General features: G+C 36.7%; 16 protein-coding genes and 4 tRNA genes. 15 read left to right on the top strand and 5 right to left on the bottom strand.

The features are described from left to right. Positions 1–64: 64 nt before the first annotated feature. On the bottom strand, positions 65–946 hold the full coding sequence (locus KTI79_RS02875) for an ATP-binding protein (protein WP_032053441.1): 882 nt from the start codon (positions 944–946) through the stop codon (positions 65–67). A gap of 178 nt (positions 947–1,124) precedes the next feature. On the opposite strand from KTI79_RS02875, the gene KTI79_RS02870 reads away from it, so the two are divergent. The 8 genes from KTI79_RS02870 to KTI79_RS02835 all read left to right on the top strand — a co-directional run bounded on the left by KTI79_RS02870 (position 1,125) and on the right by KTI79_RS02835 (position 5,390). Then, positions 1,125–2,633 (top strand): DUF3336 domain-containing protein, encoded by a 1,509-nt coding sequence (locus tag KTI79_RS02870; protein ID WP_032053442.1) that lies wholly within the window; start codon positions 1,125–1,127, stop codon positions 2,631–2,633. Further along, positions 2,620–3,435, top strand: a complete 816-nt coding sequence (locus KTI79_RS02865) for a protein kinase domain-containing protein (protein WP_032053444.1) — start codon at positions 2,620–2,622, stop codon at positions 3,433–3,435. Before KTI79_RS02870 ends, KTI79_RS02865 begins: the two co-directional genes overlap by 14 nt. A gap of 92 nt (positions 3,436–3,527) precedes the next feature. Next, positions 3,528–3,612 (top strand) — tRNA-Leu (locus tag KTI79_RS02860). Between the two features lie 55 nt (positions 3,613–3,667). Beyond that, positions 3,668–3,741 (top strand) — tRNA-Trp (locus KTI79_RS02855). A 27-nt stretch (positions 3,742–3,768) separates the two neighbouring features. Then, positions 3,769–3,853, top strand: a tRNA-Leu gene (locus KTI79_RS02850). Positions 3,854–3,920: 67 nt separating this feature from the next. Then, positions 3,921–3,994, top strand: a tRNA-Trp gene (locus KTI79_RS02845). Between the two features lie 446 nt (positions 3,995–4,440). Further along, positions 4,441–4,650, top strand: coding sequence for a cold-shock protein (locus KTI79_RS02840; RefSeq protein WP_003650775.1), 210 nt, complete (start codon positions 4,441–4,443; stop codon positions 4,648–4,650). 269 nt (positions 4,651–4,919) lie between these two features. Beyond that, positions 4,920–5,390, top strand: coding sequence for an AnBLUF65 family BLUF photoreceptors (locus KTI79_RS02835; protein WP_032054226.1), 471 nt, complete (start codon positions 4,920–4,922; stop codon positions 5,388–5,390). Here KTI79_RS02835 and KTI79_RS02830 read toward each other — a convergent pair whose 3' ends face one another. The 3 genes from KTI79_RS02830 to KTI79_RS02820 all read right to left on the bottom strand — a co-directional run bounded on the left by KTI79_RS02830 (position 5,391) and on the right by KTI79_RS02820 (position 8,472). Then, positions 5,391–5,714, bottom strand: a complete 324-nt coding sequence (locus KTI79_RS02830; protein ID WP_032054225.1) for a hypothetical protein — start codon at positions 5,712–5,714, stop codon at positions 5,391–5,393. It abuts the gene before it with no gap. Positions 5,715–6,337: 623 nt separating this feature from the next. Beyond that, positions 6,338–7,165 (bottom strand): AraC family transcriptional regulator, encoded by an 828-nt coding sequence (locus KTI79_RS02825; protein WP_032054224.1) that lies wholly within the window; start codon positions 7,163–7,165, stop codon positions 6,338–6,340. A 155-nt stretch (positions 7,166–7,320) separates the two neighbouring features. After that, entirely contained in the window at positions 7,321–8,472 is a 1,152-nt protein-coding gene (locus tag KTI79_RS02820) for an alpha/beta fold hydrolase (RefSeq protein WP_032054223.1), read from the bottom strand. 356 nt (positions 8,473–8,828) lie between these two features. Here KTI79_RS02820 and KTI79_RS02815 point away from each other — a divergent pair, with 356 nt between their 5' ends. The 6 genes from KTI79_RS02815 to KTI79_RS02790 all read left to right on the top strand — a co-directional run bounded on the left by KTI79_RS02815 (position 8,829) and on the right by KTI79_RS02790 (position 17,262). Next, positions 8,829–12,125, top strand: a complete 3,297-nt coding sequence (locus KTI79_RS02815) for a M10 family metallopeptidase C-terminal domain-containing protein (protein ID WP_086376131.1) — start codon at positions 8,829–8,831, stop codon at positions 12,123–12,125. Between the two features lie 233 nt (positions 12,126–12,358). Then, positions 12,359–13,225, top strand: coding sequence for a PaaX family transcriptional regulator C-terminal domain-containing protein (locus KTI79_RS02810; RefSeq protein ID WP_032054221.1), 867 nt, complete (start codon positions 12,359–12,361; stop codon positions 13,223–13,225). Positions 13,226–13,254: 29 nt separating this feature from the next. Beyond that, entirely contained in the window at positions 13,255–14,139 is an 885-nt protein-coding gene (locus tag KTI79_RS02805) for an SDR family oxidoreductase (RefSeq protein ID WP_024439232.1), read from the top strand. Between the two features lie 238 nt (positions 14,140–14,377). Continuing rightward, entirely contained in the window at positions 14,378–15,397 is a 1,020-nt protein-coding gene (locus KTI79_RS02800; protein ID WP_001097600.1) for a fatty acid desaturase family protein, read from the top strand. After that, positions 15,397–16,389 (top strand): fatty acid desaturase family protein, encoded by a 993-nt coding sequence (locus KTI79_RS02795; protein ID WP_086376130.1) that lies wholly within the window; start codon positions 15,397–15,399, stop codon positions 16,387–16,389. Before KTI79_RS02800 ends, KTI79_RS02795 begins: the two co-directional genes overlap by 1 nt. Positions 16,390–16,431: 42 nt before the next feature. Beyond that, positions 16,432–17,262 (top strand): metal-dependent hydrolase, encoded by an 831-nt coding sequence (locus KTI79_RS02790; protein WP_000511745.1) that lies wholly within the window; start codon positions 16,432–16,434, stop codon positions 17,260–17,262. 61 nt (positions 17,263–17,323) lie between these two features. On the opposite strand, the gene KTI79_RS02785 is transcribed toward KTI79_RS02790, so the two are convergent. Next, positions 17,324–18,004 carry a hydrolase gene (locus KTI79_RS02785; protein WP_000106450.1) on the bottom strand — a complete coding sequence of 227 codons (681 nt, stop codon included), beginning with the start codon at positions 18,002–18,004 and terminating at the stop codon, positions 17,324–17,326. Positions 18,005–18,186: 182 nt separating this feature from the next. Here KTI79_RS02785 and KTI79_RS02780 point away from each other — a divergent pair, with 182 nt between their 5' ends. Beyond that, positions 18,187–19,107 carry a LysR substrate-binding domain-containing protein gene (locus tag KTI79_RS02780; RefSeq protein WP_001153335.1) on the top strand — a complete coding sequence of 307 codons (921 nt, stop codon included), beginning with the start codon at positions 18,187–18,189 and terminating at the stop codon, positions 19,105–19,107. The last annotated feature ends 153 nt before the right edge of the window (positions 19,108–19,260 follow it).

Here is a 19,260-nt window from a genome sequence, read left to right as displayed (position 1 = left end):
GAAAAACAACTGCCAAAGCTAAGCGGTTTATAGGCCAAAGCTAAGGCTTTGCGGGACATTTTATTTAATTGTTAGACAAATCTTTTAAGGCGTTTAAACCAATCCAATGCTTAGAAAACTGATAAGCAGCTCGACCAGAGCGCTGACCCCGCATCTGACACCAACGTAAACTTTCAGCACGAACCTCATCATTGAAAGGCATGTTTGCTTTATTAAGATAATGCTCAACGATTTCCAAATATAGGTTTTGATCCATTGGATAAAAAGATAACCATAGACCAAAACGATCTGATAAAGAGATCTTTTCTTCAATCGCTTCTTGTGGATGTAATTCAGTATATTGGGGAACGTCCACCTTAGTTACAGGTGTATTTTCATGCATGAATTCTGGTAATAGATGACGACGGTTACTGGTTGCATAAATAATGAAATTACTTGAACCTGATTGTAATGAACCATCCAATACACTTTTTAAACTACGGTAATTTTCATCTTCGGCATTAAAAGCCAAGTCATCACAATAGACGATGTATTTTTCAGGGCGATTTTGAATGAGTTTCTGAATTTTAGGTAAGTCTGCTAAATCATCACGTTCAATTTCAATTAAACGTAATCCTTGAGGGGCATACTCAGTTAATAAAGCGCGAACGATAGAAGATTTTCCTGTACCACGCGAGCCAGTTAAAAGCACATCATTGGCTGGTAAGCCATTTAAAAATTGCAAAGTATTTTGAATGATTTTTTCTTTCTGACGCTCAATGCCTTTTAAGTCATCAAGATAAATATTTTTCGGTTTGTAGATGGCTTTAAGTTGCTGATTTTCCCATCTAAAAGCAGGTGCAGTAAAATCTGTTTCTTGTCTAGGCTCAGGTAAGACCTGCTGTAGCTGATTTAATACAAGTGATAATGTTTGAACTAAATTCTCTGGTAAATCAATGGTAGCCATGGTTTATCAATCATGTTAAACAGTAATTTACTAGGATACTAACACCGAAATTAACAGGCTGACAAAAAACTTATTGCCTATACACTTTATCGGTTTTGCAATTGATTGAAATGTTCAGACCGAGCATAGTGTTGTCATGTCTATTCAGTAAAATCATCTGAGAAGATGAGGACGAAATATGTTTGAAAAATTACGAAGTGATATGAATCCACATCAGGCTTACCGTATCAAAAAATTACAACGTCAATTAGACATGGCTGAATCTTATGAAGAATGGAAGTCTTTTGCCCTAAAGTTAGATGAAGAAACAGGGGTACAAGAGTGGAAATTTGATAATAGTTCACCTTACTTCGATGCCGAGCTCATTTCTTATCGGTATACCTTACTTAAAAGATATCGTCAGCAACATCGAACACTAGACCTCATCTATTTACTCAAAGAAGGTCTAACTTACGATATTGCAAATATTGGTCACCCCATGCTTTTTGCTGCAACGCATGTGGGAACAAAAAAGTTAATTGAAGACTATATTGATGAGGTAAGCCAAAGTTTGGCTTACATTGCTTCAAGTGAATGCATCACCTTTCAAAGAAAAGAAAAAATTGAGTTTTTTGAAAATTGTGAAAAGGCATACGGGCAGCCCGCCCTTATGTTCTCGGGTGGGGCGACTTTAGGTCTGTTTCATACAGGGGTGTGTAAAGCTTTAATTGAACAAGACTTAATGCCAAAAGTGCTCTCTGGCTCAAGTGCTGGAGCAATTATGACAGGTATGCTGGGAACCTCTGCCAGTGAAGATGTTCAAAACTTATTAAATGGTGAACAATTCTTTAGTGATGCTTTTCATTTCAGAAAATTCCGTGAACTTATTAAAGGCAATGGTGGTATTGCCGATGTTCACTATTTGAAAAAATTCCTTATTGAAAATTTAGGCGATCTTACGTTTGAAGAGGCTTTCAAAAAATCAGGTTTAAACATTAATGTGGCAGTAGCGCCGTATGATGCAACAGAAAACCCAAGAATTATGAACGCCATTATGACGCCGAATGTTTTGGTGTGGAGTGCGGTATTGGCTTCATGTGCTGTGCCAATTTTATTCCCACCGGTACGTTTAACCAGTAAACGTTATGATGGTGAGCATACCCCTTATATGGCAAATACAAAGTGGGTGGATGGAAGTGTAAGAAGTGATTTCCCTCAAGAAAGAATGGCACGGCTTTACAATTTAAACTACACGATTGCGAGTCAGGTTAACCCCCATATTGTTCCATTTATGCAAAATGATGCGGATCGCTTCCGTAAAGACGTTTTAAGTTGGCCTGAAAGAATTTTAAGACGCCAAGGTAAAGTGCTTTCAATGGGCGTTATGGATTTTACACGTCAACGACTTGGTTCTATATCTCCAGTTAGAAGATTGTTAGATCATGGCTATGGCGTAATGGGACAGCGTTATTATGGTGATGTGAACATCATTGCTAAATATAGCCTAAGTCACTATACCTATACTTTGCAAAACCCGCGTCCGCATCTGTTTAAGCGTCTGCAAAGAGAAGGGGAGCGTGCAACTTGGCCAAAGATTTCTTCAATTGAGACCCATGCTCGTATTGGTAAAACAATTCAGCATTGTTTAGAGGTCTTGCGTTTTGAAGAAAAGAAACAACAGCCTGAGTCTTACTATGCTGAAGCATGATTTTGCTTGCCCAATAGAAAACTTAATATGTGTGACAAAGCCAGCAAGTGCAGCGTTAGGGCGGTGTTTATGGACATGTACCATAGACACTAAGAATTACTGGATAAAATATCATTTGCCTGAAACCCATGCTCAAAGTGAACAAGATTTCTTGCATGAGCAATTATTTTACAAAGAAATTAATCTTAAGAACCCAACATGGCTTTTACCTTACAAACTGATTGAGGTCAGTTTAATCCCTCAGCTAGAACATTCCTTAGGTCAGGTTTTAATTTTACCTGATAGTGATGTGTGGTTTGATTCATTGAATGAGGAAACTGATTTTAGTGACATATATCGAAAGATTTGGTGCGCAATAAATAAACTTGCTGAACTGCATGAATTTGGCTGGATTCATGGAGATGTCAAGACGGAACATTTTAGAGAGTTTCAGCAAAAGCCTTATTTGATTGATTTTGAGAAAACGAGGCCGGTCTCAAGTCAAGAATCAATCATGGATGCAACACCTCGTTATATGGCTCCTGAACTATTTCGAGGAGGGTATAAGAGCATACAAAGTGATTTATATGCATTGGGTATCGTTTTATATGAATGGTTAACCCAAACTCGCTTAGAAGCAATTAGTTATCGTGATTGGGCAATACTACATTGTCAAAATTTAACGATTGGATTGCCTTCGCAATTTCTCAATTTTTATCCATTGCTCACAGGATTATTACAAAAACAACAGCAAAATCGGTTTTCAAATGCCAGTGAAGCAATAAATTGCTTAAAGCAGATTCAAATTGATAAAAATCATTGATCTAGTATCTGTATACAATTTACACGGTTAGTTTTTTTTAGAAAAAAAACACTTGTCACTGTTAGATCTTATCGCTAATATACACAGCCATCGGGGGCGTGGCGAAATTGGTAGACGCACTGGATTTAGGTTCCAGCGCCGCAAGGTGTAAGAGTTCGAGTCTCTTCGCCCCCACCACTTTAAGTTAGAAACTTAAAGTTTGATGTAGATGTTAAGTCATCTAGATCTTGGAAGAGGATTGGTGTAATGGTAGCATGACGGTCTCCAAAACCGTTCGTCAAGGTTCGAGTCCTTGATCCTCTGCCACATTTATTTTAAATAAATGTCCCAGATGGGGGCGTGGCGAAATTGGTAGACGCACTGGATTTAGGTTCCAGCGCCGCAAGGTGTAAGAGTTCGAGTCTCTTCGCCCCCACCATTGAAAGAAGCAAGACAATGATCTTGCTTTTTTTATGATTAAATCTAGTGTGTTTAATCATAAATATAGAGGATTGATGTAATGGTAGCATGACGGTCTCCAAAACCGTTCGTCAAGGTTCGAGTCCTTGATCCTCTGCCATTAAATAAAAGATGAAGCTCCTATTTAGGAGTTTTTTTTATTATCTATAATTTTTTAAAATGACTTTTATTTAGGTTCAAGTAATTTTATAAATAGATATTTCGATTTCTGCTGTTTCATAGTTATATAGTAAATAATAGATTATTCTTTACTCAGACAATATGCTGAATTTCTTAATATTTTTTTAAGCTATTGTTTTCTATTTATTTAAGTTACCTTTTGAAAATTATTTAAATAAAAGCCTTGAATACTAATTTATTTCCTGTATGATTTAGTTAACTAGAAAAAAGTCTTGTTAGTAAATCTTCTTTTAAGTATCGTAGTTTTAGTCATAATCCTTCGTTTTTTAAGATATTAAGCTCAATTTGTTATTCTTTTTTCAAAGTTATGATAGCGTCATTATTTGTTTAATGATTCTAAAATATTAGAAATCAGTAGGATATATCATGTCTAATACAGTAAGTGGTACAGTTAAGTGGTTTAACGAAACTAAAGGTTTCGGTTTCATTCAACAAGATAATGGTCCAGATGTGTTTGCTCACTTCAAAGAAATTTCTGGTTCAGGTTTCAAAACTTTGCACGAAGGTCAACGTGTAACGTTTACTGTTACTCAAGGGCAAAAAGGCCCAAATGCTGTAAATATTATTCCACAATAATATACAGCAAATAAAAAAAGCACTTTTTAGTGCTTTTTTTATTTTGGCTTTAAAGATATTGATGGTTTTTTTTAAAGCTTTAAGGCCCTGAGTAAACGGGCTTTTTATTTTTATATCACAATTCATCTTTAATTATAAGTATATGTAATTACTCATTTAATTTTAATATAAACTTTAAAATATATGTGAAATATAAATTATTTGTAACAGATGTATGTTAGATTAGAAAATCTTTAAATAAAGAAATTTTATATTTCACGGAATTGCTAATGAACGTTCGCCTGTGTTATGCCAGCCAACGAAACGAAAAAAATGAAGATTTATTGCAAGATCTACGTGATATTTTGACAGAAGCTAGAGATTTCAATGATTTAAATAAGATCTGTGGTGTACTTTATTATGCTGATAATGCTTTCTTTCAATGTTTAGAAGGTGAACAAGAGGTGGTTGAAACGTTATTTGAAAAAATTACAAATGATGAAAGACACCACAATGTTAAATGGTTATGTACATATTCCATTGAACAAAACTCTTTTCATAGATGGTCAATGAAATATGTGCAACGCAATACAAATATTGAATCTTTCTTTCTAAAAATGGGAGAAACTACTTTTAATCCAATTCGTCTCGATGAGCAAAATTTAAAAGATTTTATTAAAGAATTAGTTACTGCTGAGCAAACCAAAATTAAGACAGTTAAAAAAGTGGGTATGGTAAATCGGGGAGTGAACCCGTTCTAGCTATTTGGCTATTACACCGATATGGATGGTCTTGAGTTTAGGTAGTATTCTAGTCATCACTAAATATACAATAACTGTAGTTGCGAGCATCCATATCACTTCTAGGCTTTGGCTAATGATAAACATTGCCCAATAAAAAAAGCCAAATAAAGCAAGGCACAGTCCACTACCTTTGAAATACCAAGTAATAAATATCCCAAAAAGCGCTGAAGAGAGAAGAAGATTAATCGTCTCGTTCATTCCTATATAGTTAAAAAGAATAATCAGTAAGCATAAAGCTAACATTGATAGTAAATATACAAATATATTTTTTGCAATAAACATTTTCTATACCCTATCTGATGATTAAAAAAATTATCTTTCCTCTGTTTCCAGAGGAAAGATAGTACATATTAATTTTTTGAGATTCTTTTTCTATTATTAAGAGTTTTTCTATTAATAAAGATGACTTTATCATTTTCTCCAGATCTCTTTATTAATATTAAGCTTTCTATTTAATAGTAAAGATTGCTTATATGTACTGAAATTAATTATAGGAAAAACAAACGGTTATGTTGTAGGTTTTAGCTTACATGATTGTGAGAAATTACCTACAATTGTATATAAAATATACAAAATTTACAAAGTTGATTTTGTATTAAATATATACTTTTCATAAAGTTATATTGATTTAAGGAGTAAGCTAAACTTTACATAAATAACAAAAAGTAACATCAGTCTATTAAGTTTATTTTAAATAAAAAATAATGAACCAAAAAATATTGTTATTAAAAACTCATTAGGAGAAATATATATTTTATGATGACTACTTGGATTTAGAATTATGAAGTTATTTTTGTTTGAATAATTAAATTAATAATCGTAAATAATGAAATATAGCGAGATTTCTTATTTTATCGGCTTCATTAAAGAGCAACTATAAGATAAATTAATTTAAACTATTAATCTTAAAGATTTGTGCAGATTTTTCTATAGGCGGCGGGAGTTAAACCATAGCAACGCTTAAACCAGCGGCTCAAATGGCTTTGATCGGCAAAACATAAATCTGAAGCAACTTGTGCAGGTGAGATGCTTCTGGAAAGTAGCTCTCTTGCTCGTGTAAGTCTGAGTTGAATCAGATATTGGTGAGGAGCTAAGTGAAAGGCAGCTTTAAAAATACGGTGAATATGATATCGGTCTAGGCCGATCATATTTGAAATCTCTTCTAATCCAATATCATCAAATAAATGGTCATGCAGAATATCTCGAATTTGATGAGCGACTCGAGGACCATGCATAGACGATGTTTGTTGAGCTCTTCTTAGCCATTTCCCTTGAGCAATATATTGAATGAGCAAGTCAAGACTATTGTCTTTCACAATATTCATTTCTTTATAATGCAAATGCTGAAATGCTTGTGACGTAATAATTGCAAGTTGCTCATCGGACTTTAATGGTGCATCAATTACTAACTCGTAATGATCAGGGCTGTTATGAAATAATCCCTGAATACGTTGCTTCAACCATTCGGGGTGTAGATAAAGCATTTGATAGGTAAAGCCATCAGATGCAGGTGCATGTCCATCATGAATTTCTTCTGGTTCAAGCATAAAGACTTGCCCAGCATGACTATTAATTTGTTTTTTACGACAATGGAATTGTTGAATACCAGATTCAGTTACGCCAATTAAATAACTTGAATGCCAATGGGGATCATAAGCATGACCCGTAAAATGGGCACGGATTGTTTCGATACCAGTATTGGTATCTTTTGAAATATCCACCCAGTTACTCATAATCTTTGACCCATAAATTTTTAGCTTTTGCCTTTAGAACGTTACAAAAGAGATCGACATAGTTCTAGAAGATTTGTGCAAAACTTTAAAAATTTAGTGGGAATTAAAACCAGTCTAAGGTTAATTGGGCTGGTTTTCGCTAATATTTTAATGGATTAATCCGAGCGCTCAACTAACCATTGACTCACTTCTGGCCAGACTGTAGTCGGTGCTTGGCTACCAGAAACCACACCCATATGGCCACCTGGTACGACTTTAAAGGTTTTGTCTTCGCTACTAATCAAATCCATAAGCGGCTTAACAGCCTCAGCCGTCACGATAATATCTGTGTTACCACCGACAGCTAATACTGAACATTTAATGTCTTTTAGATAGGCGGTAAGTTCACCAAATTTAACCACGCCTTTAGACAGCTCATTATCAATCCAGAAGCGGAGAATAATATCGCGCATGACTCCACCTGGATAAGCCAGCATATTATCGATAAATGAACTTGAGGTTGCATGGTCGACAATAAATTCTCGGTTATCAAGATTCTTAAAAAGTTCCCAATATGTTTTCAAATTTCCAATCGGGTCGGTTAATTTAAAACCAAGGGTATTTTGCCAGCCGTGAATATGAAATGCTTCACTTGGTACATGATGACGAATACGAAACGGCGTATGTTTACGAACCCATTCGGCAGGTTTGGTAAGACTACCGTAAAGTTTCCCCATATAACCCGCTTTATGTGTATCGATAGGGGACGCGAGAATAATCAGGTTTTTAATATCTTTATCTTTAAACAATGCGGTATAGCAGAGTGAAAGTGCACCACCTAAACTCCAACCATGTAAAGAAAGCTGTTGTTGACCACTGTAGGCGCGAACTTGCTTTAGCATTTCAGGCATAAAAACTTTAATGTAAGTGCCGAAATTGTATTTTGCTTGGTGCCGAGTTGGGATGCCCCAGTCAATTAAATAGACATCAAAACCTTGCGCTAAAAAATAGCGTACAAAGCTACGCGTAGGAAACAAATCATAAATGAGCATGTTCACTGCTAGCGGCGGAACGATCACTAACGGTACGCGGTGCTTAGATATAAATGTGTCGGTCTCATTTCTATAATGGCGTAAACTAATAATTTCATGCTTATAAATCACATCAAAAGGTGTTTTTCCTGACAAGGCAATTTGAGGGCCTCTGAAAAAGAGATCTGATGCATTGATCAGCATGTGAGGTATTTTTTGACCAGCACGTGTCTGAAGAGATTTTTTAATAGACTGTAGCTGTGGAACGTTCTGACGAACTTTAAGCAATAAACTCATTGAATATAAAACCTATAAAGATGTTGCCCAGAGCAGTGACGAGCTGGTCTTTTACGGATATTAAATGGAATAAAAGATGAGTTCAGTGACCCAAAAGACAGGATTTTGCTTTAAATGTATCAAAAAGAATTATTTTTAAATAAGTTTGAGAGGTAATTATCTTAAATTTATAAAACTGTTATATATAATTAAAAATAAAAAATTTTTAAAACTCTATTCAAATTTAATCTTTAGCCAAATTTAAAAAAATAAAAAATATGTCGCCAAATGGTAATTTTTGTCGCCCAAAGAGGTTCTTCTATTAAGAATAATTAAATAATATTTCCTTTTCCAATAACAAAAAAAAGGAAACCTCAATGGTAACTTATGGCAATGATCAAAATGGTTTATGGCTAAAGTTTGATAATTTTACTTCAAATGATATTAGGCAAATTGAATATATAAATAATGTCTTATATGTCACTAATTACTCAGGAACTTACTATTCACTTAATTTTAATTCTCTTGCTAAAGCTCGCATGATTTTCAGTGATGGGGTCGAAAAACAGGTTTTATTTACAAGTGGGGGTAATGGTCTAAATATTTCTACTGCAAACAGTGAGTGGATTGTAGGCACAAATTTAGTCGATCAAATAAGTAGTGGTGCGGGAAATGATCGTCTATTTGGTGGAGCCGGAGACGATATTTATCAATTCAGCAAAGGGGACGGAATAGATAAAGTCACTGACTATAGTGGAAATAACACGATTCAGTTTATGGCGAGTAATTTGGCAGACCTATCTATACAAGGCAATGGAAGTAATTTAGAAGTCAAATACTCTGATACTGATGCAGTATTAATTGAAGGGAATGTAAGTAACTTTAAATTTTTAGATGGTACAACCGCCACACTCGATCAATTACTTACAAATAAAACAATTACACTCACTGGTACCAAAGGCAATGAAACGATTAATGGCTTTGCATCCAATGACATTATTAATGGGCTTGAAGGTAATGACACTTTAAACGGAAACGCGGGGAATGATACGTTAAATGGTGGTGCTGGCGATGATAAGTTATATGGTGGAACTGGTAATGACTTAACTGTAGGTGGAATTGGAAACGATTGGTTAGCTTCAGGAAGTGGCGACGATACTTATCAATTTAGCAAAGGAGATGGTAACGATACCATTAACGATTATTCGGGCACAAACACCATTCAAATTATGGATGTTTCCTCAAAAGACATCACATTTACCACCAACAATAATAATGAGTTAGTCATTAATTATTCAGCAACGGATAGCATCACTTTAAAAGCTTACATTAATAACTACATTCTTTCAGATGGCGTGGTTCAAACCTATCAACAGTTTCTAACAGGAAAAACTGCGACATGGAATGGGACTGATAACGCCGATAACTTTTCGGGTACTCTTCCCAATGATGTGATTACTGGAGGCAAAGGTAATGACACGTTAAATGGTCGAGAAGGTGACGATACTTATCGTTTTTCTTTAGGCGATGGAATAGACACAATTAATGGAGACTATTCGGGTAACAACACGATTGTGTTTACAGATGTTAAATCTACCGATTTTCAATACAGTTTTGATAAAACCACTTTAAATATTCAATACAGCGATAGTGATGTTGTTAAGCTAACTGGATATCTCGCCAACAATAATAAAAACTTTAGTATTCAATTTGCAGATGGCGTTACGATTGATCGCGCTCAACTAGACACAACGGTTGGAGTGAATTATTGGGTACGTGCACTTGTTGCTACAACAAATAGCAATCCAGATTTTAAATATATTTTCCCTTCAACGGCACCTGATTACCTACTCGATGCGAATGGCCAGGCACCTGCATGGTGGAGTCCTTTTAGCCAAGCTCAGCAGGACTTTATGACTCAGGTTTACCATAAAGCTTCTGAGTTTTCGGCGTTAACTTTTACGTTAACGGACAATGCATCACAGCTTAATACGGTTGCTGCGTACCGTAATAGCACTGCGGCCACGGCTTATGCACAGTATCCAAGCGGAGCTTTTGTTGGTTCAGATGTGGCTTTTGGGCCTGATTTTTGGTTTGATCCAGCAGGAACTTGGGTAACGGCAAGCTACCCACATGAGTTGGGACATGCTTTAGGCTTACGGCATACCTTTGAAGGTTCCACCATTAACAGTTTCTCAAAAGAAGAAGACACACGGGAATGGTCAGTCATGTCTTATGACCGTACGGGTATGTCATATGATGGCTCTTTTGCGCCGTTTGATGTTGCTGCTTTGCAAGCGATATATGGAGTGAATAGTTCAGCACGCGCAGGCAATGATACCTATATGTTTGATAGCACTAAAGGCGTATTGGTATGGGATGGTGCAGGCGTTGATACAATCAATGCGAGCAATGCTGCACAAGCCGCTACCATTGATCTTAATCAGGGTGGCTGGAGCTATATTGGTGAAAAATCTTCTCATATATCGAGTGCAAACCAACTAAGCATTAATCTTGGCACTCAAATCGAAAATGCAATTGGTGGTGCTTACGATGATATTTTAGTTGGGAACAATTTATCTAACCGACTTGAAGGCGGTGCTGGCAACGACACTTTAAAAGGAAATTGGGGAGACGATGTTCTATTGGGCGGTGCTGGAAATGACACACTTGATGGAGGAAAAGGTGCAGATAGCCTGATTGGTGGAACGGGTGACGATACTTATTATGTAGATAATGTAGGCGATAGCATTGTAGAGAATACTGCTGAAGGTAACGATAAAGTAATCTCGGATATAAATTATACCTTAGGAGATAACCTAGAAAATCTCACTTTAAATGGTGCGGATAATTTAAATGGCAACGGGAATACGCTTAATAACTTAATCACTGGTAATGCAGGCAACAACATTTTAAATGGGTATGCTGGAAATGACGCATTAAACGGTGGCGAAGGAAACGACACTTTAGATGGTGGAGTCGGCAATGATAGCCTCAATGGCGGAAGTGGAGCAGATACGCTGATTGGAGGTTTGGGTGATGACATCTATTATGTTGATAACGTAAGTGATGTCATTATCGAGAAGATTAACGAAGGGTTCGAGACCGTTAACTCAACTGTAAGTTATGCGTTAGATAGTGGCAATGCGCTAAATAATTTGACCTTGTTAGGTACAGACAATATTGATGGAACGGGGAATGGAAATGGCAATACGATTGTTGGGAACAGTGCTAATAACATTTTAAGTGGCGGTACCAATAATGACGTTCTAAATGGTGGTGCTGGTAATGACATTTTAAATGGTGGGAAAGATAACGATACCTTGATTGGTGGTTTAGGCTCTGACACTGCGTTATATAAACTATTAAATACAAACGACGTAACGGGTGGTAACGGAGCTGATGTTTGGAAAGACTTTAAAGTAGGCAATACCTTAACCGACAGTGAAGCCGACAAAATTGATATTAGTGAACTGCTCATTAATTATGCCAATGGCGGCACTGTAAACTCTATTTTTTCTTATCTCTCATTAGACCTCAATGGAAATAACAGTATTTTAAGTATCGACCGAGATGGTGCAGGGACCGTTTATAACAGTACCTCATTTTTAACCTTAAATAATGTCAACACTACTTTAAATACTTTATGGGACAACCATCAGATCCTTGTCTAAATGAATGGTATGTAAGTGGCTAACTAACTTTAAAAAGATGTTTAGGTGAGATGGCTTAAGCATCTTTTTTATAATTAAAAAATTAGATTTCTCCTAGAACGTTTTTCGTAAAGCTTCGATGAGTGATTTATTTCATTAATAAAAATAAAAATAAAAAAATGTAATATTGTGGTAAGCTTTATTCTGATGCTTAGAGCGCTCACAAATTTTAAATTTTTCGATCTGGAAATGAGATGACTACACAGAAAATTAATGCACGTACTTTAATTACAGATCTGTTACTGGCTTCAGAAGGTAAAATAATTTCAATTAAAGAAATGATCCTTGCTGCAAAGCTGTTTGGAATTAGTGAAAACGGAATAAGAGTTGCTGTCACTCGTTTAGCTAGTGAAGGGGTCATTGTTTCTGCTGAAAGAGGATTTTATCAGTTAAGTGAGCAATCTCTTGAATGGGCAGATGTAATGTTAAACCGAAGAGCAGGTTTAAAAGAAACAAAAGCTTGGAATCAAAAGTATTTATGTGTTCTTACAGGAACATTAGGGCGTGTTGACCGTACAGCTTTAAAAAGAAGAGAAAGAGCACTTAAAAAATACGGATTTCGTGAACTTGAACCAAGTGTATATATTCGACCAGATAACTTGGTTATTTCTTTGGAAGACATGCTAGAGCATATGAAATCTATAGGCTTGGAGTCAGGAGCCAAGATGTGCCATATCAATTCCTTTGATCAGATTACGACAGGGATGATTAAAGATTTATGGCAAACCGAAAACTTAAATAAGAATTATGAAAAATATAGCCATATTATTCAGCATTGGCTCAGTCGAGTACCTGCTTTAGGCCTTGAGGATGCTGCAAGAGAATCATTATTACTGGGCCGCCAGACAATTTCTTTATTAATGAATGATCCTTTACTCCCTGAACCTTTTGTAAATGTTGAGGCAAGGGAGCAATTTACTGCAGATGTTAAAAAGTTAGATGAAGTTGGACAAAGATTATGGAAACAGTTACATGAACTAACTTTTGGTACAGCCGCAACGAGCTTATTAAATTTAGAATTACCCGCCGTTGTGGATGTAACTCCTAAAATTCTTAATTAATAGAAGAGCATGATTACAGGAGTATGGATATGCCTTTATATCAATCAGCTTTAGCAAAGGATATTTTTAAAGATCAGATAATTATAGTAACTGGAGGCGGTTCGGGTATTGGCCGGTGTACTGCTCATGAACTGGCTTCCTTAGGTGCGCAAGTCATTCTTACAGGTAGGACCGAAGAAAAACTACAACAAGTAAAACAAGAAATTATTGAAGATGGAGGTAAGGCATCTTATCGAGTATGTGATAATCGTGATGAAGAGAAAGTAAAACAAACAGTTAGTTCTATTGTTGAAGAGTTCGGCCAGATTAATGGATTAGTCAATAACGCAGGTGGTCAATTCCCTGCATTTCTTGAAACTATGTCTGCTAATGCTTTTGATAGTGTAATCCGCAATAACTTGCTGGGTACTTTTCTTATGATGAGAGAAGTTTTTAATCAAAGTATGGTGAAAACGGGTGGTAGTATTGTGAATATGACAATAGATATGTGGAGCGGTTTACCGAGTATGGGACACTCTGGAGCTGCTCGTGCTGGTATCGATAACCTTACTAAAACTTCAGCACTCGAATGGGCTAGAGCTGGGGTAAGAGTTAATGCTGTTGCACCAGGATGGGTAATGGCCTCAGGTCTCGACTCTTATAAAGATGGCATGAAGGCCATGATCCCTACAGTGTCTTCAAAAATCCCTTTAAAACGAATGGCTACAGAATCAGAGGTCTCAGCTTTAATGTGTTTTTTACTGTCGCCAGCAGCTTCTTTTATAACAGGGATGAACGTCAGAATTGATGGGGGAGCATCTTTAGTTTCACCTTTCTTTCCATTGATTGATCATGAAAAATCAATACCATTTGAAGCATTTCATAGAGACGGTATACCTAATGTTATTAAAGAAATGAACCAATCAAAATTATAAGAAATCTCTTTAATATTCTAATAAATTAGTTACTTAAGTCTTTTCAGTAAAGTTAGTTTTATTTAATTACAAATAAATAAGGATATGAAAAACATATCCTTAAGATTTCTTTTTCTTTAATTTTAATATTACAAAAAATAAATTTTATAAAAATAATAGAAATATTTCATATTTTATAATAAAGTTTAATTTGTGAAATGAATTAAGTCTTCTCAATCCCGCTTAGGAGAAAAAAAAGATGAATACGCGTGTGAGTGTGACTGAGTTATTTAGTCGTGAAGAAATTAAAGAGCTTACTGAACCTTCGGATATACATGGTTTGTGGGCAGTAGGTTCTACATGGGCCGTTATTGGAGCAACTTTTGCAGGTGTTGGACTAACTTGGAGTTATTTACCTTGGTGGGGTAAATTGCTGATATGTTTAGCAGCATTAGCTGTATTGGCTGGACGCCAATTAGCCTTGGCAATATTGATGCATGACGCATCACACAATAGCTTGTTTAAAACAAAATGGATGAATGATTATCTGGTCGATTGGTTATGTGCACGCCCAATCTGGAATGACGTACATAAATATCGGGCTCACCACACACGTCATCATGCCAAAACATCAACACCAGAAGATCCTGACTTAACATTAGTCGCAGGCTTTCCAACCACGAAAACGTCTTTAACTCGTAAATTTTTACGTGATTTAGTTGGTATTACAGGATTTAAATTTACTGTGGGCCGTATTTTGATGGATGCTGAAGTTTTGAAATGGACGGTTGCGAATGACTTAACTTGGCTACCGCGTGAAAACCGTCAGTGGTATGACTATCCAAAGGTATTTCTTAAAAATAGTAGTAAGGCAATTATTGCTAATGCTTCCATCTTTGGCATTTTATGGGCTTTTGGTCGTCCAGAATTATATTTACTTTGGCCTCTTGCTTATTTAACGCCATTTCCACTTTTTATTCGTATTCGGTCTATGGCTGAGCATGCTGGTACTCAAATAAGCAATAATGCTTTAACGAATACTCGTACTACAAAAGCAGGATGGTTGGCTCGGGCCTTTGTTGCTCCTATTCGAGTGAACTATCACATGGAACATCATTTAATGGCGGCGGTGCCTTTCTTTAAGTTGCCAAAAATGCATCAGATGTTACGAGAACGTGGCCATGTTCCAGAGCCGCCAACTTATGCGCAAGTTATTCATATGTTGTCTAGTCATCAAACCAATCAACACCCATTAAATAGTGTAGAGCAGGGCGAGTGATGATTACGGATAAACAAACTCGTATAAGCGACTTTCTTAGTCGAGAGGAGATTAGCCAATTTTCTCAGCGTTCAAATCTATGGGGATTATGGTGTATTTTCTCTGTATGGTTAATCATTGGCTTAGCATTTACAGTCATGGCTCTGGCAATTGACTACTTACCTTGGTATTTCGCAATTCCTGTTGTATGCATAGGAACAGTGGTTTTAGGGGGGCGCCATTTGGCATTGGCGATTGTAATGCACGAGGCGGCACACCATACACTCTTTAAAAGCCGCTGGATGAATGACGTATTCGCTAATTGGGCATCGGCCAAATTTATTTGGAATGATGTACATAAATTTCGTGCCCACCATATGGTGCATCATGCGAATACAACAGCAAGTTTTGATCCTGATCGCCCAATATATGAAGCTTTACCTGTGACTAAAAAATCTTTAATTCGAAAATTTGGTCGTGATTTGGTTGGGCTAACAGGAATCAAGTTCTTTATTGGCCGAATTTTGATGAGTGCTGGTGTACTGAAGTGGTCTGATGCAACAGGTGAGCGGGCAGATACGCGTGGTTGGCCATGGCATCGTTACGTTACCAACTTTATCAAGGACTTCTGGCCAACTTTTGTGACTAATCTTGGGTTATATCTCATCCTTGCTGTGGCGGGGCATGCTTGGTTATTTCTGATTTGGATAATAGCTTATGCCATCCCTTTTACTGTATTTGTACGTATTCGTGCAATGGCAGAGCATGCGTGTTTAGAGCTTGTACCCGATACGCTTCGTAATACTCGTACTACTTCTGCTGGTTGGATTGCCCGTATGACTGTGGCACCTATACGTGTAAATTTTCATATGGAACATCATTTGATGGCTTCCGCTCCTTATTATCGCCTTCCCCAATTGCATAAGTTGTTATATAGCCGTGGCAAGGTGCCTAAACCGCCTAGCTATTTAGATGTCGTACATTTATGTAGCTCAAAACCGATAGAAAAATAAATCCATTGAATTGTATTCAATGAAACAATGAAGGAATAAAAAATGGGAATTCTAGCTAAAGTCTTTGATCGAGGTGCTCACTTTCCTGTGCGCCATATGAGTTTTAATTTTAATCAGTCTCAAGCTACTTTATTTAAGGATAACCCTTGGGGAGAGTACTGGCTGGCAACCTTGTCTGCTATGTTTCCTGCGGGTGAGCGATTTTTTGTACATAGTGTAAGAAACTTACAAAATCAGGCTAAAACAGAAAGACTTCAAAAAGATATTGCAGCCTTTATTGGACAAGAGGCGATGCATGCCAAAGAACATGAACATCTGAACCAACTTATACAGTCATCTGGACTCGATACCGAGCCTGTTTCAGCCAATGTGGAATGGTTAATGGCTAGGCTGAAAAAATATTTCACACCAACCCAGCAATTAGCAATTACTTCGGCTGCTGAACATTTTACGGCCATTATTGCACGGCAGATTATGAGGCGTTCCGATTTGCAGGAGCGTTTATCGAGTAATGAAACTTTAAAAAATATCTGGTTATGGCATGCGGTAGAAGAAAGCGAACATAAAAGTGTGGCCTTCGATTTATATCAAGATGTCTCTGGGGGCAATTTCATTCGGCTTCTTGTGATGCCATTTGTGACTTTATATATGGCAGGAATAATGGCAGCGGGTACGGTGTATTTGGGCATAACTCACTTTTCCGCATGGAAGTTACTCCACCTAAAAGAATTTAATGCATTAATTCTTGGAAAGAATGGTTTTTTAAGTACTTTATGGAAAGATTATTTGGACTATTACAAATTAGATTTTCATCCAGAACAACACGACTCAAAAGCTTTGGAAGAGCGCACTAAAGCACAGCTTGGGTTTTAATAGATTTATTTTAAATGTCCAATCGTAAGAGATTGGACATTTAAGCTGAAAAACTGATGAATTAGGTTCTTTCAGAATCTAGCATTTCATTGTTTTTAACAACATCTTGCGCTTTTTGATAGCTTTCGATGAGCAATTGGTACGGTGGGAAAATTGCACTATAAGCTGCTGCAAAGTCTGCTGCATCACTACGATGCCATGTTTTTTGTAGCTCTGAACACACAGCCGCTGTATCAATTGGCACTACACCAGCTTGTACAACTCGAGCTAATGTAATTTCTTGAGCCATTTTTGAATATGTTCCAGATGCGTCAATGACTGCAAAGACTTGGAAACCTTCAGCAACTGCACTGATACTTGGGAAAGCCATACATACGCTGGTAATTGTACCTGCAATAATCAGTTGTTTTTTACCTGTTGCTTTGACTGCCTCAACAAAGTCAGGGTTATCCCAAGCATTAATTTGACCTTTACGGGCAACATATTGTGCATGAGGAGCAAACTGGTGAATTTCTGGAATTAAGGGGCCATTTGGACCTTGAGGAACAGAAGCAGTGGTAATCACTGGCACATTACATAGCGTTGCAACTTTAGCCAGAGTAACCACATTTGCACGTAACTCAGGAACAGTAAGATCTTTTACAGTTTGAAATAAGCCACTTTGATGGTCGATTAGTAGCATTGCAACATTATTTGGGTCGATTACGGGTGCTTGACCGTTAAAATTTGCTGGTGTACTCATTTTATGCTCCACTTTATTTCGATAAATTTAAAGCTGGAAGGATGACTAAATAAAACAGGGGGATAGCTGTTTTTGTATAGTTATTCACTTCTTGTTTAATTAAGATATAACGAAAATATGAGCTTAGAAGCTGCCGAAATTTGATTTTAGTGTTCTATTATTTGAACAATAAGAGGTAGGAAATGCAGGATTTAAACGATCTATATTACTTTGCAAAAATTGTTGAATATGGTGGTTATTCTGCTGCCGCTAGAGCGCTCGATATTCCAAAATCTAAACTCAGCCGAAGAGTTGCACTTTTAGAAGAAAGACTCGGTGTACGTTTATTGCATCGTTCCACTAGACAATTTAGTGTGACTGAACTCGGCCAACAATATTATCAATACTGTCACGCGATTTTGATCGATGCTGAAAATGCCCAAGAATTTATTGATTTAAACCAGTCAGAGCCGCGTGGAACGATTCGGGTGTCTTGTCCACCTGCCTTATTGCATCATCACATGGGCGAGTTTCTCACTAAATTTATGCTGCAATTCCCAAAAATAAAAATCTATATTGATGTGACCAACCGAAATGTTGATGTCTTAAATGAAGGAATTGATATTGCTTTTCGTGTTCGCTATCCGCCACTCAAAGATAGTGGCTTGGTCATGAAAAAATTTGTGACCAGTGATCAGTGTTTAGTCGCGCACCCTCGGGTTTTGTCTAAGCAGCCGATACCTCAAACTTTAGATGAATTGCATCAGTTCAGAACTATTGGGCTTGGTAATGCAGAGCAACAAAGTGTGTGGGTACTTCATCATCAGGAGCATGGAACAACTCATTTCCAGCATGACCCTGATTTAATTGTGAATGACATGACCGGGGTATTACAGGCTGTTATTCATGGCTTAGGTATTGCTCCTTTACCGATTATGATGGCTCAAGAATATATTTTGCGTAAGGAACTGATTGTGGTGTTACCTGAATGGAAACCTACCAGCGGTATTGTTCACGCAGCTTATGCTTCTAGAAAAGGATTATTACCTGCCATTAAAAGGTTGCTGGATTTTTTAGAAGAGCAGTTTAATCAACTCGATAAAGACTTGTTAGGTTATCGATAACTAAATTGAAAGCATTAAAAATTTAAATTTTGATTATTTTTTATAGATTAACTTAATGAAAAATAAATAGAAATTAAAATGATTTCATATTGTCGTGAAAAGGTCAGTTATGTCGTGAAATGAAGTTCTCCTCAAGAAGTTAAGTGGTTAATC

Source organism: Acinetobacter sp. WU_MDCI_Abxd143 (assembly GCF_025514195.1).
GTDB lineage: Bacteria > Pseudomonadota > Gammaproteobacteria > Pseudomonadales > Moraxellaceae > Acinetobacter > Acinetobacter pittii_H.
Note: the sequence above shows the minus strand (reverse complement) of the source record. Positions and strands in the feature narration are given on the sequence as shown.